This is a genomic window from Billgrantia aerodenitrificans (genome assembly GCF_021404405.1).
GTDB lineage: Bacteria > Pseudomonadota > Gammaproteobacteria > Pseudomonadales > Halomonadaceae > Halomonas > Halomonas aerodenitrificans.
In genome coordinates, this window is sequence record NZ_JABFTV010000009.1 from 128,025 (window position 1) to 142,797 (window position 14,773).

Consider the following 14,773-nt stretch of genomic DNA (forward strand, 5'->3'; position numbering starts at 1 on the left):
ATTTACAACTACAATACTTAACATTTAGTTTCTTTTCTTTTCACAGAGTTGAACGGGGCAACCCGACAACACCGGGCAATACCGCCCACCACCTGGAGATAGCGACATGAAACTCGACACCCTCAAGCATGGCTACGACTACACCGGCATGCCCGTCAACCCGCTGACCCATTACTGGGCACCGGGTGTCAGCGCTGACTTGGCAAGCCATCACTGGGCCTTGACCGAGGTCCGTTCGCGAATCGATCTGCCTGCCTGGCAGGCATTCACTGATGACCTGCCACGCGACTCCTACGTCAACCAGCGCTGGAAGCGCATGTCCTGGTTGGCGCTGGATGAGAACGGCGAGGTGCAGGACATGGGCCATTGCCCCATGGCCCAAGGCGGCGCTTTCAATGCCGCGGAAAGCATGGCGGATCGCCTGCGCTACTATGAGCCGCTCACCCCGGAATTTCTCGGTCGTGCCGACGTCAAGGACTTCGTACACGCCTGGGCCCAGCTGTGGAACCTCGGCCCCAATGAACCGATTCTGATGCAGATCACCGGTGTACGCGGCCAGGGCCTGGTCGATCCCCTACAGGGCCAGGGCATCCATGCCGACGGCTGCAAGGCACTGAGCATACTGGTGCTCAAGCGCGAGAACGTCACTGGTGGTACCAACCACCTGTATGCCGACAATGGCGGCTCGCTGCCCTTGCTCGATGCCACCCTGGAAGAGGGCGACATTCTCCACCTGCACGACGACCGGGTCTATCACAGCGTCGATGGCATTTCCCAGGAGGATCCCGAGGCACCTTTCGAACGCTTCATCATTATCATCAATAGTCGTTTCGTGGACGATTTCCAGAACCGTATCCTACGTCGGCACTTCCCTCACGCGGTGCTGAACGAAACCAAGTAAGCTTTCTCGCCCTGCCTCGTCCCTAAAAACACAACACCCTCGGCAAAAGCCGAGGGTGTTCTCATGCAAAGGCAAAGACGAATTACTGGCGCACGCCCTCGAAGGTAACGTAGAGCTCGAGCTCTTCCATCACCTCGGGGAAATCGCTCATGTCGATGCCGAAATCGGCCAGCGTGAGCATCGTCGAGCCTTCGAAGCCGGCGCGGTAGTTGCCCCAGGGATCCTCGCCCTCACCCATCAAGGTGACCGGCATCTCGATTTCGCGGGTTTCGCCCTTGAGGGTGAGCTCGCCGGTCAGCACGCCTTCATTGTCTCCAGTTGGTTCGAAGCCAGTGGAAACGAAGGTCGCCGTCGGGTAGTCACCGGCACTGAGGAAATCGTCGCTCAGAAAGTGGCGGTCGCGCTCGGCATGGTTGCTGTTGAGGCTGTTGACCTGCACTTCCATCTCGACGCTGGACGCTTCGAGATCATCCGCATCGTAGTAGAAGCGACCTTCGAACTCCTCGAAGTTACCGAGAATGTATGAGTAGCCGAGGTGATTGATCTTGAACTGAATGAAGGCGTGCTGGCCTTCGGTATCCACGACATACTCGGCCGCCATGGCCTGGCCAGCCGTGGCCAGGGCAGCGGTGCCTAGGGCAGTAGCGAGTGCGACTTTCTTGAACATGGGTCTCTCCTTGGTGATGGCGCCCGGAGGCGCAGGCGTTCAACGGCGACGCGTACGTGCCGGGTTCAGCATACGCAAGACGGTATCGTGTCGGTCGATGAAGTGATGCTTCAGGGCTGCCATCGCATGGCCTGCCGCCAGCAACATCAGGGCCAGAGCGCTGTACCAGTGTATCTCACCGGCAATGCTCGCCTGGTTGGGCAGGCGGCTGATCAACGCCGGCACCTCGAACCAGTCGAATACGCTGATACCACGCCCGCGGGCGGTGGAAATCAGATAGCCGCTGACCAGTACCGTTAGCATCAGAACGTAGAGTGCGATGTGACCGAAGTGAGCGGCGATACGCTCGAAACGACTGCCCTGCGCCTGAGGAGTCGGCTGAAACAGTCGCCACAGAATACGCAGCAGCGTGGCGAACAGCAGCAGCATGCCGATCGAGCGATGCCACCACGGCGCGCGATTGTACCAGGGGTCGAAGTAGCCCAGCCCGGTCATCCACCAACCGAGCACGAACAGGCCGACAATGGTCAAGGCACTGAGCCAGTGCAAGGCGATGCTGACCAGGCCCCAGCCTGTGCGGGTGTTGCGCCACATCTCGTCGCTCCCATTGAGCTTCGTTTTCGATGGAGGGCAGCATACCGCAGCGCACCATCAGTTTTTATTGAAAAAAGCCGAACAGATCATTCTAGAAATCGCATGCCAACTACCGTCCATGGTTGCTGTCCTCATGTTTGACCAGCAGTCCGTGGCCACCTTTACAACGAGGTCAGCTCGATAATGTTGTTCAGGCTAGTATCATCCATCGGCTGCCCCTGTCGCATGGAAAATTCGTATACGAGGCGAATGATGCGGGCTTCTGCTTCGGGCTTGAGGACCATTCCTTTGTGCTCGGAGATACGCCTCGTTCTGATGATGACATCTTCTAGGACATCCAGATCGATCAGTCGCTGCCCCACTGCCGGGCCTGCCTCCGGGGTACCTTCACCAGTAGCGAGCCACTCAACAGAGAGATCCGCGGCTCTTGCCATACTCACCAGGCTGCTCAGGGTTGGCTCAGATTGCCCTGCCCGCCATTTCCTGAGAACGGAAGTAGAAACCCCAGCCTTTTCCGACATGACCGTGGCGCCACCCGCTCGCCTAATCGCCACATTCATGCGCTTTCCAAACGCGTCAACCCGTTCCTCCTTGGAGAGAATTTTTGAAGCTTCAAGGTTATGACGCGCCATGGCCTTCCTTAATAGTTACAAAACAAAAGGTTACAAAAATGTCACATTTATATCGGAATTGAACACGAACGACTCACATGTGTTGACATGCGCTCCATTCGTGTCGTAGATTCACTGCAGCAAGCTAAAGAGCCAAACCTCGTCGCCGATATCCGGCAAATTGGGTATAAGAAGTAGGTTTTTCCAAACCCGACGCCCTCCACAGGGAGACAACTGAGATGGAATTCGATCCATTCGTAGCGGCCGGTCTATGCCGGGGCGCCGGGCATCCTTTTTCTCAGACACTTTGTCTTGAAGGATAGCATCGTGGGAGGCGCGAGACATTCAGTAGGGGCGGCTACAAAGGTCTGGGCTGGGGAATGATGATGCATATGGAACGCATGTTGATTTTCGAACACGACTCGCAGGCAGCCCGGTCTGCGGCCCGTATCGCAGAAGATGTCGCACTGAAGGTACGTGTCGCACAGAGCATCGAAGGCTTTCGTTCCGCCTTAATCGACGAACACCCGGACTGTGTGTTGATCGATCTCACCATGCCCGGCACGGATGGTCTTGACATCATCCGGTTGATGGCGAAGCGCGAGTGCAATGCCAATGTCATCCTGACGAGCGGCGCCGACCCACGACTGCTAGAAGCTGCAGCCCGAATAGCCACTGCACGCGGTCTACGCGTTATCGGCCACCTGACCAAGCCTTTCCCCTCGCGCGGACTAAGCCAGATGCTGAGGCAGAAAGGCGGCGCAGTGCCCACCACGTTCGGGCCTGTCACCCAGCATACGCTGGAGCTTTCTTTTTCCATTCTTCGCCAAGCCATCGAGAACTGTGAGTTCACTCTGGCTTATCAGCCTCAAGTACGCTGCCGCGACGGACAACTGGCAGGATTCGAGGCTTTGGCAAGGTGGCAGCATCCCGATGGACTCATCGCTCCCAGCCGCTTCATTCCGGCTGTCGAACGAGCTGGCCTGATGCCAGAATTCACCGCACGAATGACCGAGCAAGCACTGTCATGGTTCCGCAAAGCCATTTTATCTCCACCTACAGCCTATGCCGACGTCGTGGTACAGAGTCCACCGACCTTATCCATCAACATCTCTGCACTCAACCTAACTCGGCCGGACTTTCCCGACGTCATGGCTAAGTTATGCGAGAAACACTCCGTAGATTCCAGCCAAGTGGTCCTTGAACTGACCGAGACTGCTGCATTGGACGATCCTGTCCTTTCCCTTGAGCTATTGACACGTTTGAGAGCGCAAGGCTTTCAGCTCTCCATCGATGACTTCGGGGCTGGTTACTCCTCGATGCAGCAGCTGGTACGGCTACCGTTTTCCGAGATCAAGATAGATAAAGCCTTCGTAGCATCGGCCTTGCAATCCGATACGTCGCGCTCGGTTGTCAAGAGCATTGTCGAGCTTGGGCATTCCTTGGGGCTTCGCTCAACAGCGGAGGGGGTCGAGGATGAGGCGACGCTGCAGTTTCTCGATTTTGTCGGTTGCGACCTCGCTCAGGGATATTTTATCGCACGCCCCATGGCGGGCGAACAGCTATCCGATTGGCTGAGCAGTGTATCGGAGTGGCCGTTTCGCGCTATGGGAGTGCATCACCGCTAACCCACACAAGACGGCCTGTCTGCGGAACTTTTCTTTATGGAATGGAAAACAACACCGGCACTCTCCAATCAGGCTATCCGTACCGTCGGGCGAATCTTCGAGGGAAGCCACGACATCACAATATTTTCCGACACCTTGGCCCAACCACTGTCCGCGCAAGTGGCAAGCCTGAATCCCGCAAGTAAAATCCTCACCTTGCGCGTTTTTTGTCCTACAGGCAACATCGACGATTACATGCCCAACGGGCTAATATCCTTTGACTTGGAAAAAATGAACCGGGACGACTCGCCGCTACTGCTGTGCTTCGAAAAGGTCCAGGCGACTCATGAGCGAATCTACAGCAATTTGTTCGAGATCCGTTGCGTTCTCGCCGACTCGCTACTGATTACGGTCAAGCCCGGTGGCGTTAGAGTTCCGTTTCTGCTTGGGATGTCAGCCTCGGTAATGCTAGACGTGTTCTCAGGCAGCCTCGCTATCAGCGCCCGCCTTTGCAACCTTTCCCTTGGCGGCTGCAGGCTTGAGGTTCCGCTAGAAAAAAGCATGCCTCTGACAATTCATCAGCAGATACCCAATATTCATATTCAATTTCCCAATGGAGAGGGTTTTCGCGCCAAGGGTTCGATACGCAACATGCGACCCTTCGGTTGTGGACGATACATGGCGGTTGGAATACGCTTTATTGATCTTGATCGAGAGACACGGCAGCGGCTGCTCTACTTCATTACCGAGTCCGAAGTAGAATTGGCTAGACGCTTGGGAATGGAGAACAGGCGGGCGGGAATATCATCGCTTTTCCTCACTTCTACCCATGCCAGAAAGCCTATCAATGCTAGCAACAAGCGGAATAGACTACCTCCCATGGCCCATGCCGTCAAAGAGGTGGCTCGTCAACAGCACATCATTTTACATTACCTGAAAAATGAACGCCCCTTTCCCGAAAGCATACTTTACGAAGGCGCGGATTCTCTGCTGCACTTGGCTGAGAGTGATCGACATCAATTTCTGTATACCCTGCGCTATGTCGGCGATGAAGCAACGTGGGTACGTCACTCCGTGCGGGTGGCAGCCCTTTTGGGAGACATTCTACTAACGCAGCCTGGCATGGCTGGTGATGCTCGCGAAGCGATCGCCGGCATCCTGTTGCACGCAATGGGAAAGCCACTACTCGTCAGTGAACAGCTACCCTCCTTGGATATCAACCTTAGAACTTCTCAAAAAGACCTCTTGAAACATCATGTAAAGGCTCTACATCAGCAGTTGCATAAGGTGGGGTGGAGCCCGGGCCCTGTGCTCAGCAATATTATCAATGATATCAACGAGCGTCTCGATGGTAGTGGTTATCCGACAGGAAAGACAAAAGAAGCATTATCGAAACTAGTGCGCACTGCATCCGTAATCAAAATTATTGATACGCTGACCCATGCACGCAATGGTAGACCTGCACTATCCCCCTTGGATGCCTATCGCTGGGTATATGGTAATGGCGGTTATGACCGGCAGTGCTTGAATCGCTACGTTCGCCGCTACGGTTTGTATCCGGTGGGCAGTCTGGTCAAGTATTCGGGCGGGTTTCTCGCCTGGGTCATGAGACTCGGCCGAGAAGGCTCACCGAGTCAGGTGCGGGTCGTCAAGAACCTCGCCTTTGAGGACTCTAAACTCGATACCGTCCTGTCGGACAAGGATATACAGCAGCTTGGCAAGCTGGAAGCAGTGGTCGACCCGGCCGACTTCCAGCTTTGAGCGAGCAAACCGGTTATGCCAATGCGTCCAGGCCACGCGCCAGATCGAGGCGAATGTCCTCGATCGACTCGAGTCCTACCGCCACACGAATCAGCCCTTCACCAATACCGGCCGCATCCTTCTGCGCAGGAGAGAGCCGTCCATGGGTGGTGGTGGCAGGATGGGTGATGGTGCTCTTGACGTCACCCAGATTACCGGTGATCGACAGCATGCGCGTGGCATCGATGACCGACCAGGCCGCTTCGCGCCCCCCCTTCACCTCAAAGCCCAGCACCGCCCCGTAACCGGCCTGCTGCCGCCCAGCCAGCTCGTGCTGCGGATGCTCGGCGAGCCCACTGTAATGTACCCGCGCCACGGCCGGGTGCACCTGCAGCCATTCGGCCAGCGCCTGGGCGTTCTCGCAGTGCGCCCGCATGCGCAGGCTGAGCGTCTCCAGCCCTTTGGTAAAGATCCAGGCGTTGAACGGACTCAGGCACGGGCCGCAGGTACGCACCACGCCGAAGACCTCCTCGAGTTCCTTGTTACGCCCCACCACGGCGCCGCCCACCGCCCTGCCCTGGCCGTCCAGATACTTGGTGGCGGAATGGATCACCAGGTCGGCACCCAGCGCCAGCGGCTTCTGCAAGGCCGGCGTCAGGAAGCAGTTGTCGATGGCGAGCAACGCTGCGTGACGGCGGGCGATCTCGGCCAGCGCGGCGATGTCGACCACTTCGGAGAGCGGGTTGGAGGGCGTCTCGGCAAACAGCAGCCGGGTGTTGGGTGTGATCGCCGCCTCCCAGGCCGCCAGGTCCGAGAGCTCCACGTAGCGTGTGGTGATGCCCAGCTTGCCGAAGTACTTGTCGAACAGGCTGACGGTGGAACCGAACAGCGAGCGCGAAGCGACGATCTCGTCGCCGGCCTGCAGCAGGGCAAGCACCGTCGAAAGAATCGCTGCCATGCCGGAACTCGTCGCCACGCAGCGCTCACCGCCCTCGAGCGCTGCCAGGCGCCGCTCGAAGGTATGCACGGTGGGGTTGGTGAAGCGCGAATAGACGTTGCCTCGCTCCTCACCGCCAAACTTGCGCGCCGCTTCCGCGGCGCTGCCATAGACGAAGCTCGACGTGGGGAAGATCGGCTCGCCATGCTCCTGCTCATGGGTACGCTGGTGGCCGGCGCGAATCGCCAGCGTTTCCAGGGCCCAAGCCGGATCGGGTGTCATCTCGTCGTGCATGGTGAGCCTCAGTCGTCGATGTCGTCATCCTGATTGTGCATGCCCACCAGTGCGTGGGCGCCGACGCTCTGCTGCTGCTTGGCCGCGTCGTTGCGCGAAGCCTCGAGTGCCGACAGGTAGTTTGCGTCGATGTCTCCGGTGATGTACAGGCCATCGAAGACGGAGCAGTCGAACTGGTCGAGATTGGGATTGACCTCACGGCAGGCGGCCTTGAGGTCGTCGAGATCCTGATAGAAGATGCGGTCGGCACCGATCAGCTCCCCCACCTCGGTTTCGCTGCGACCGTGGGCGATCAGCTCGGAGGCCGCCGGCATGTCGATGCCATACACGTTAGGGTAGCGCACCGGCGGCGCCGCCGAGGCGAAATAGACCTTGTTGGCACCGGCCTCACGGGCCATCTGAATGATCTGCTTGCAGGTGGTGCCACGCACGATGGAGTCATCCACCAGCAGTACGTTCTTGCCTTTGAACTCGACGCCGATGGCGTTGAGCTTCTGACGCACCGACTTCTTGCGCTGGGTCTGACCCGGCATGATGAAGGTCCGCCCGATGTAGCGGTTCTTCATGAAGCCTTCGCGATAGGTCACTCCCAGATGCTGTGCCAGCTCCAGGGCCGAGGTGCGCGAGGTGTCGGGAATCGGGATCACCACGTCGATGTCGTGGTCGGGCCATTCGCTGCGAATGCGATCGCCCAGCTTGCGTCCCATCTGGATGCGGGTGCCGTAGACATAGGCGCCATCGAGAATCGAGTCCGGGCGTGCCAGGTAGACATGCTCGAAGATGCACGGCGCCAGCAGCGGCGCATCGGCGCACGACTGGGTATGGATGTTGCCGTTCATGTCGACGAAGATCGCCTCGCCCGGGGCCAGGTCGCGATGCAGCTCGAAGCCGCCCACGTCGAGCGCCACCGACTCGGAGGCGATCATCACCTCCTGGCCGTTACCCTCGTCGCGGGTGCCGAACACCACCGGGCGAATGCCATGGGGGTCACGGAAGGCCACCAGGCCGACGCCGTTGATGATCGCCACCGCGGCATAGCCGCCACGGCAGCGCCGGTGCACGCGGCGCACCGCATCGAAGATGTCGCCAGGCGAGAGATGCAGCCCCTGCTTGCCCAGCTCATGGGCAAAGACGTTGAGCAGCACTTCCGAGTCGGAGCTGGTATTGATGTGGCGCAGGTCGGAGGAGAACAGTTCCTGCTTGATCTGCTCCGAGTTGGTCAGGTTACCGTTGTGAGCCAGTGCGATGCCGTAGGGGGAGTTGACGTAGAACGGCTGCGATTCCGCCTCGCTCGAGGAACCCGCGGTCGGATAGCGCACATGGCCGATTCCCAGGTTGCCCTTCAGGCGTGCCATGTGACGGGTGTGGAACACGTCGCGCACCAGACCATTGCTCTTGCGCAGCAGAAAACGGCCTTCGTTCCAGGTCATCATGCCGGCGGCATCCTGACCACGATGCTGCAGCACTGTCAGGGCGTCGTAGATCGCCTGATTCACGGTCTGCTTGGCCAGAAGGCCGACGATACCGCACATTCCACCTTACCTCGCTTGCAGGGGTGCCGACCGCAGCCGGCTTGAAAAAAGCCTATTTCAAACAATCACAAGTTCAAGCAGTCACAGGTTCGAACAATAAGGTTCGAGCAATCACAGCGCGCCGGGTTCGGGCTCGCCGGCATCGCGACGCTCGGGCAGCGGCATGTTACGCCAGGCTTCGGGGGCCTCGGGCACGCGGCCTTCCCAGGCCTCGAGCTGACTCACCGCCCAGTCGCGCATCTGCTCGAAGGTGGGGCGAAGCTCGGCCTCCTGCCATGCCTGCAGCTGGGCCAGCGGCGTCAGGCTGATCAGGATGGTAGCCACCACCAGTACCGCGGCACCGCGGGCAACGCCGAAGCAGGCGCCGGCCACGCGATTGAAAAAGCCCATACCGACCCACTCCACCGCGGCATGCACCATGCGGATGACGATCCCGCACAGCAGCACCACGCAAAGGATGACCAGTACGAAGGCCAGCACCAGCCGCCCGTCGGCGTTGTCGATCACACCGGAAAGCAGGTCGGCCACCGGCTCGGCAAGCAAGCGCGCGGCCAGTAGCGCGATGATCCAGGCCGCCAGCCCCAGGCCCTCCCGCACCAGACCGCGCATGAAGCCGGCCAGCGTCGAAACGGCCAGCACGGCGAGAAAGCCCCAGTCGATCCAGGTCAGCGTCATCGTTTCAGTCTCTTACCCTGACCAGTAGACCCTGAAGGTTGGCGCGCTCCTTCACCGTATTCATGGCCCGCTCACCCGACTCCGAGGAGTCGAAGGGGCCCACGTAAACGGTCGTCATGTTATTGTCGCGCCGCCGGCTATAAACGGGGAAGCCCTCTTCCTCGAGCCGCGCCTGCAGGCGCTCGGCATTGCCCGCCTCACCGAAACTACCCACCTGCACGGCCCACTCGCCGCCCGGCGATGCGGTCGTGGCCGGGGGGGACTGAGGCTCGGGGCTCGATGTAGCCGGCGGGCTACTTGCCACTCGCTCGGATGCCGCCTGGGCCAGATCGGCAATCGGATCCTGCCGGGGCGCTTCTGCCGGTGGCGCACCGCTACTCGCCTCGCTCTGCTGAACCGCCACGGCCGGCTGCGGGTCGACTTGTGCTGCCGCCCCGGGCTCCGCGCCCTCCACAGGCAGCTCCGGCTCGGTCGGGGCCGGACTGGTGCCGGGGGAGCGAATCTGGCCAAGGCTCTCCGGCGGCTGCGGGTCGGGCACGTTACGCCGCTCCACCGGCACCGGCTGCTCGATGGTCAGAACCGGCTGGGGGCGCTCGTCGCGGGGAGCCGGTTCGTCGAACAGCATCGGCACAAAGATCACGGCCAAGGCGATCAGGATGACCGCCCCGCTGATTCGTTCGCGCATTCCGTATTTCATCATCCCCTCCTGCCCCGCTATGCCGCGTGTGCCTGCTTCCATGACAATATGGCGGCCACCATGAAGAAGGAGCCGCAGACCAGCACCCGATCGTCGGCGGCCAACCGTTCGGCCAGCCACTCGGCACCGGCCTCGGGCGATGCCGCCTGATAAGCGACCTTCCCCCCATGAGCCTCGATACGGCTCGCCAGCTCCGACGCTTCGCGTGCACGTTCGCCACCCAGGGTGGCGGCCACCCACTCATCCGCCACGCTGCCTAACGCCTCGATCACCCCATCGGCATCCTTGTCGCCGAGCATGCCCAGCAGCACCCAGGTGCGCCCACGGCATGGCTGCGCTGCGAGTCGGCCAGCCAGGTAGCCGGCAGCGTGCGGATTGTGACCTACGTCCAGGCACCATTGCCCTAGCCACTGCATGCGTCCGGGCACTCGCACATCGCGCATGGCCTCGCGACAGCGCTGCTCGTCGAGCGCAATGCCGGCCGCCACCAGGGCCTGCAGGGCCGTGGCGGCATTGTCCAGCGGCAACCCCGGATCGGGCAAGTCGTCGAGGCTTAGAATCGTCCCGTCGGAAGCGGTTCCCTGCCAGCTGAAACCGCCCTGTGCCGTACCAACCCGCCATTCGAAGTCCTGCCCCAAGGCGCTGACAGGCGCCTCTCGCTCCTGGGCCGACTGGCGCACACTTGCGGGAAGCTCGCCGCTGCCCAGCACGGCCGGGCAACCGGCGCGCATGATGCCGGCCTTCTCGCGCCCGATACCTTCGAGCTCATTGCCGAGAAAGGCCGCGTGATCGAGGGCAATGGTAGTGATGACGGCGACATCGGCGTCGATGACGTTGACCGCATCGAGCCGGCCGCCCAGCCCTACCTCGAGCACAGCGAGATCGGGGCGGCGCCGTGCGATGAGCCACAGTGCGGCCAGGGTGCCGGCTTCGAAGTAGGTCAGACTGACGGGATCGTCGGCTAGGCGCGCCGCCTCCACGGCCTCGAAGCCGGCGATCAGCGCGGCGTCGTCTGCCTCGCTGCCATCGAACCGCAGCCGCTCGTTGTAGCGCAGCAGATGCGGTGAGGTATAGGCAGCCACGGAGAGCCCATGAGCACGTGCCACTGTCTCGATCATGGCGACGGTGGAACCCTTGCCGTTGGTACCGGCCACGGTGATGATGCGCGACGCCAGAGGCTCATCGAGTAGCCCCATACGGCGGGCCACCTCGGCCACCCTGTCGAGGCCGAGGTCGATGCCCACCGGGTGCACCCGCTCCAGGTACTCAAGCCAGGCATCCAGCGTACGCGTCGTCGAAGACATCACGAGCCTTCAGCGCGCCGCATCGGGCCGACCATCCGCATCCTCGGATGAGGTCGAGGTATCGGCATCTTCCGACGTGTCCAGCTCTGCCGCCTCGATGATCTCACCCTCTTCCACCGCCGCACGCTCGGCCTCGTCGACCAGGTCCGGCTCGTGAAGCAGACTCTCTTCGAGACCGCTGGGCGGCTGGTGAGTCAGCTTGCGTAGTACGCCCCCCAGACGCGAGCGCATCTCGCCGCGCGGCACGATCATGTCCACCGTGCCATGCTCGAGCAGGAACTCACTGCGCTGGAAGCCTTCCGGTAGCTTCTCGCGCACCGTCTGTTCGATCACGCGCGGGCCGGCGAAGCCGATCAGCGCGTTGGGCTCGGCCACGTTGAGATCGCCGAGCATGGCCAGTGAAGCGGACACACCGCCGAATACCGGGTCGGTGAGTACCGAGATGTAAGGCACGCCCGCCACGCGCAGACGCTCCAGCGCCGCCGAGGTCTTGGCCATTTGCATCAGCGAGAACAGTGCTTCCTGCATCCGTGCCCCGCCCGAGGCGGAGAAGCAGATGAAGGGAATGCGCTCCTCCAGGGCCAGGGTGGCGGCGCGCACGAACTTCTCGCCCACCACGGCCCCCATCGAGCCGCCCATGAAGGTGAACTCGAAGGCCACCACGACGACGGGCAAGCCATCGAGCTTGCCGCGCATGGCCACCAGGGCGTCCTTCTCACCGGTCTCCTTCTGGGCCGCATTGAGGCGGTCCTTGTACTTCTTGGAGTCGCGGAACTTGAGGCGATCCACCGGCTCCAGCTCGGCCGAGATCTCTTCCCGTCCCTCCTTGTCGAGGAACCAGTCGAGACGCTTGCGCGCGGTCAGGCGCAGGTGATGATCGCACTTGGGACAGACGTTGTGATGCTTCTCCAGTTCGGGCAGATAGAGCACCGCCTCGCACTTCGGGCACTTGCGCCACAGGCCGTCGGGCACGCTGGCCCGTCGGTCCTTGCGCTGAATCCGCCCCATGGAGGGCACAATCTTGTCGAGCCAGCTCATGTCAGAAAGGCTTCCGTATGCTGTTGCGCCCGGTCGTGCCGGGCGTCATGAGTCGAATCTTTAGCAGGGCAAGGGCGCGCTCAGCGGGCAGGCAACGCATCCAGGGCCTGACGCATCTCGCTCAGCACCGCCTTGAGCTCATCGGCAATCGCTTCCGGCCGCTCGGCGTTGTCGGCAATCCGGCTGACCAGCGCGCTGCCGACGATCACGCCATCGGCGACCTTGCCAACCTCGGCGGCCGAGGCACCGTCACGGATACCGAAACCGACGCACAGCGGCAACTCGGTCAGACCGCGCAGCGGCGCCAGATGCTCGGCCACGTCGGCGGCATTGAGCGTGGCGGCCCCGGTCACGCCCTTGAGCGCAACATAGTAGAGATAGCCCTCGCCATGGGCGCATATTGTAGCGGCCCGCTCACGCGAAGTGGTAGGGGCGACGAGAAAGATCGACGCCAGACCGCGCTGCTTGAGGATGGGGCCGAACTCGTCGGCCTCCTCCGGCGGCATGTCCACGGTCAGCACGCCATCGACACCGGCCGCGGCGGCCTGGTCGGCAAAAGCCTCGAGGCCGATGCGCTCGACCGGGTTGAGGTAGCCCATCAGCACCACGGGCGTATCGCCGTCGGTCTGACGGAACTCGCGCACCATCTCGAACAGGTGGGTCAGGCGCACCTTGTGCTGGAGCGCCCGCTCGCAGGCCTTCTGGATCACCGGGCCATCGGCCATGGGGTCGGAAAACGGCACGCCCAGCTCGATCACGTCGGCGCCCGCCTCCACCAGCGCGTGCATGAAGCCAACCGTGTACTGCGGGGCCGGGTCGCCGGCGGTGATATAGGGAATCAGCGCGCGGCGGCCCTGGGTCTTGAGTTCGGCGAAGCGTTTGTCGATTCGATTCATCGTCAGAACTCCAGGCCGTCGATCTTGGCGACCGTCATGATGTCCTTGTCGCCGCGGCCGGAAAGGTTGACCACGATGTTCTGGTCGGGCCGCATGGTCGGCGCCAACACCTTGGCGTGGGCCAGCGCATGGGCCGACTCCAGCGCCGGCATGATGCCCTCGATACGGGTCAGCTCGCGGAACGCCTCGAGCACGGCATCGTCGTTGGCGACCACGTACTGCACGCGTCCCACGTCCTTCCACAGGGCGTGCTCGGGACCGACTCCCGGATAGTCCAGACCGGCCGAAATCGAGTGGGTGTCGGACACCTGGCCGCCCTCGTCGGACATCAGGTAGGTGCGGTTGCCATGCAGTACGCCGCGCGGCGCGTTGGAGGCCAGCGGGGCCGCATGGCGTCCAGTGTCGACGCCGTCGCCGCCGGCTTCGACACCGTACATGGCGACCTCGTCGTCCTCGACGAAGGGGTAGAACAGGCCCATGGCGTTGGAGCCGCCGCCGACACAGGCGATCAGCGCATCGGGCAGCTTGCCGAATTCCTCCAGCGACTGACGACGCGCCTCGCGGCCGACCACGGCATTGAAGTCACGCACCAGCATGGGGTACGGGTGCGGGCCGGCCACGGTGCCGATGATGTAGAAGGTGTCGTCGACGTTGGTCACCCAGTCGCGCAGCGCTTCGTTCATGGCGTCCTTGAGGGTGCGGGTACCCGACTCCACCGGAATCACGGTGGCCCCCAGCAGGCGCATGCGGTAGACGTTGAGCTTCTGGCGCTGCACGTCCTCGGCGCCCATGTAGACTTCGCACTTGAGCCCCAGGCGAGCCGCCACGGTGGCCGTCGCTACGCCATGCTGGCCGGCACCAGTCTCGGCGATGACCCGCGGCTTGCCACTCATCTTGGCCAGCAGCGCCTGACCGATGGTGTTGTTCACCTTGTGCGCGCCGGTGTGGTTGAGGTCTTCGCGCTTGAGCCAGATCCGTGCACCACCCAGCTTCTTCGACCATCGCTCCGCATGGTAGAGCGGAGAGGGACGGCCCACGTAATGGGCCAGGTCATAGTCGAATTCGGCCTGGAAATCCGGATCGTCGCGAAGACGCATGTAGGTCTTCTCCAGATCGTCCAGGGCGAAGCTCAGGGTCTCCGAAACGAACCGGCCGCCGTAGGGGCCAAAGTGGCCGCGGGCGTCCGGCAGTCGGGTCAGGTCACTGAACTTGCTCACTAAAGACACCTCATAGGGTCGCCATAAGGGAATGGGGGTGGTGTTGGGCCAGGCCCGGAAAAA

General features: G+C 61.7%; 14 protein-coding genes. 3 read left to right on the forward strand and 11 right to left on the reverse strand.

Annotated elements, in window-relative coordinates; all coding sequences use genetic code 11:
• Positions 1-106 precede the first annotated feature (106 nt).
• Positions 107-901: a 2OG-Fe dioxygenase family protein gene (locus tag HOP59_RS17160; protein ID WP_234254772.1), complete on the forward strand. Its 795-nt coding sequence runs from the start codon at positions 107-109 to the stop codon at positions 899-901.
• Positions 902-983: 82 nt separating this feature from the next.
• Here HOP59_RS17160 and HOP59_RS17165 read toward each other — a convergent pair whose 3' ends face one another.
• The 3 genes from HOP59_RS17165 to HOP59_RS17175 form a co-directional block, all read right to left on the reverse strand.
• A complete protein-coding gene (locus tag HOP59_RS17165; protein ID WP_010629018.1) occupies positions 984-1,568 on the reverse strand; it encodes a YceI family protein in 585 nt (194 codons plus the stop codon).
• Between the two features lie 39 nt (positions 1,569-1,607).
• Complete coding sequence (locus tag HOP59_RS17170) at positions 1,608-2,162, reverse strand: cytochrome b (RefSeq protein ID WP_010629019.1); 555 nt, start codon at positions 2,160-2,162, stop codon at positions 1,608-1,610.
• 161 nt (positions 2,163-2,323) lie between these two features.
• The gene (locus HOP59_RS17175; RefSeq protein WP_010629020.1) at positions 2,324-2,794 is read right to left on the reverse strand and encodes a helix-turn-helix domain-containing protein; all 471 of its coding nucleotides are present in this window, start codon (positions 2,792-2,794) and stop codon (positions 2,324-2,326) included.
• Between the two features lie 365 nt (positions 2,795-3,159).
• Here HOP59_RS17175 and HOP59_RS17180 point away from each other — a divergent pair, with 365 nt between their 5' ends.
• Both HOP59_RS17180 and HOP59_RS17185 read left to right on the forward strand, forming a co-directional pair.
• On the forward strand, positions 3,160-4,401 hold the full coding sequence (locus HOP59_RS17180; protein WP_158409658.1) for an EAL domain-containing response regulator: 1,242 nt from the start codon (positions 3,160-3,162) through the stop codon (positions 4,399-4,401).
• 36 nt (positions 4,402-4,437) lie between these two features.
• Positions 4,438-6,141, forward strand: a complete 1,704-nt coding sequence (locus HOP59_RS17185; RefSeq protein WP_234254773.1) for a PilZ domain-containing protein — start codon at positions 4,438-4,440, stop codon at positions 6,139-6,141.
• Positions 6,142-6,154: 13 nt separating this feature from the next.
• Here the strand turns inward: HOP59_RS17185 and HOP59_RS17190 are convergent, their stop codons facing one another.
• The 8 genes from HOP59_RS17190 to trpB all read right to left on the reverse strand — a co-directional run bounded on the left by HOP59_RS17190 (position 6,155) and on the right by trpB (position 14,710).
• Positions 6,155-7,351 (reverse strand): O-succinylhomoserine sulfhydrylase, encoded by a 1,197-nt coding sequence (locus tag HOP59_RS17190; protein WP_234254774.1) that lies wholly within the window; start codon positions 7,349-7,351, stop codon positions 6,155-6,157.
• An 8-nt stretch (positions 7,352-7,359) separates the two neighbouring features.
• A complete protein-coding gene (gene purF / locus HOP59_RS17195; protein ID WP_010629024.1) occupies positions 7,360-8,883 on the reverse strand; it encodes an amidophosphoribosyltransferase in 1,524 nt (507 codons plus the stop codon).
• Between the two features lie 111 nt (positions 8,884-8,994).
• Positions 8,995-9,558, reverse strand: coding sequence for a CvpA family protein (locus tag HOP59_RS17200; protein ID WP_234254775.1), 564 nt, complete (start codon positions 9,556-9,558; stop codon positions 8,995-8,997).
• A 4-nt stretch (positions 9,559-9,562) separates the two neighbouring features.
• Entirely contained in the window at positions 9,563-10,255 is a 693-nt protein-coding gene (locus tag HOP59_RS17205; protein WP_234254776.1) for an SPOR domain-containing protein, read from the reverse strand.
• A gap of 17 nt (positions 10,256-10,272) precedes the next feature.
• Positions 10,273-11,559, reverse strand: a complete 1,287-nt coding sequence (gene folC, locus HOP59_RS17210) for a bifunctional tetrahydrofolate synthase/dihydrofolate synthase (protein WP_234254777.1) — start codon at positions 11,557-11,559, stop codon at positions 10,273-10,275.
• Between the two features lie 9 nt (positions 11,560-11,568).
• Positions 11,569-12,597, reverse strand: a complete 1,029-nt coding sequence (gene accD, locus HOP59_RS17215; protein ID WP_234254778.1) for an acetyl-CoA carboxylase, carboxyltransferase subunit beta — start codon at positions 12,595-12,597, stop codon at positions 11,569-11,571.
• Between the two features lie 80 nt (positions 12,598-12,677).
• Positions 12,678-13,493 (reverse strand): tryptophan synthase subunit alpha, encoded by an 816-nt coding sequence (trpA, locus tag HOP59_RS17220; RefSeq protein WP_010629029.1) that lies wholly within the window; start codon positions 13,491-13,493, stop codon positions 12,678-12,680.
• Positions 13,494-13,495: 2 nt separating this feature from the next.
• Positions 13,496-14,710 carry a tryptophan synthase subunit beta gene (gene trpB, locus HOP59_RS17225; RefSeq protein WP_010629030.1) on the reverse strand — a complete coding sequence of 405 codons (1,215 nt, stop codon included), beginning with the start codon at positions 14,708-14,710 and terminating at the stop codon, positions 13,496-13,498.
• Positions 14,711-14,773: the final 63 nt, after the last annotated feature.

Coding starts and splice junctions, on each gene's coding strand:
- HOP59_RS17160 (WP_234254772.1), top strand. CDS start 107: ATGAAACTCGACACCCTCAAGCATGGCTACGACTACACCGGCATGCCC.
- HOP59_RS17165 (WP_010629018.1), bottom strand. CDS start 1,568: ATGTTCAAGAAAGTCGCACTCGCTACTGCCCTAGGCACCGCTGCCCTG.
- HOP59_RS17170 (WP_010629019.1), bottom strand. CDS start 2,162: ATGTGGCGCAACACCCGCACAGGCTGGGGCCTGGTCAGCATCGCCTTG.
- HOP59_RS17175 (WP_010629020.1), bottom strand. CDS start 2,794: ATGGCGCGTCATAACCTTGAAGCTTCAAAAATTCTCTCCAAGGAGGAA.
- HOP59_RS17180 (WP_158409658.1), top strand. CDS start 3,160: ATGCATATGGAACGCATGTTGATTTTCGAACACGACTCGCAGGCAGCC.
- HOP59_RS17185 (WP_234254773.1), top strand. CDS start 4,438: ATGGAATGGAAAACAACACCGGCACTCTCCAATCAGGCTATCCGTACC.
- HOP59_RS17190 (WP_234254774.1), bottom strand. CDS start 7,351: ATGCACGACGAGATGACACCCGATCCGGCTTGGGCCCTGGAAACGCTG.
- purF (WP_010629024.1), bottom strand. CDS start 8,883: ATGTGCGGTATCGTCGGCCTTCTGGCCAAGCAGACCGTGAATCAGGCG.
- HOP59_RS17200 (WP_234254775.1), bottom strand. CDS start 9,558: ATGACGCTGACCTGGATCGACTGGGGCTTTCTCGCCGTGCTGGCCGTT.
- HOP59_RS17205 (WP_234254776.1), bottom strand. CDS start 10,255: ATGAAATACGGAATGCGCGAACGAATCAGCGGGGCGGTCATCCTGATC.
- folC (WP_234254777.1), bottom strand. CDS start 11,559: ATGTCTTCGACGACGCGTACGCTGGATGCCTGGCTTGAGTACCTGGAG.
- accD (WP_234254778.1), bottom strand. CDS start 12,597: ATGAGCTGGCTCGACAAGATTGTGCCCTCCATGGGGCGGATTCAGCGC.
- trpA (WP_010629029.1), bottom strand. CDS start 13,493: ATGAATCGAATCGACAAACGCTTCGCCGAACTCAAGACCCAGGGCCGC.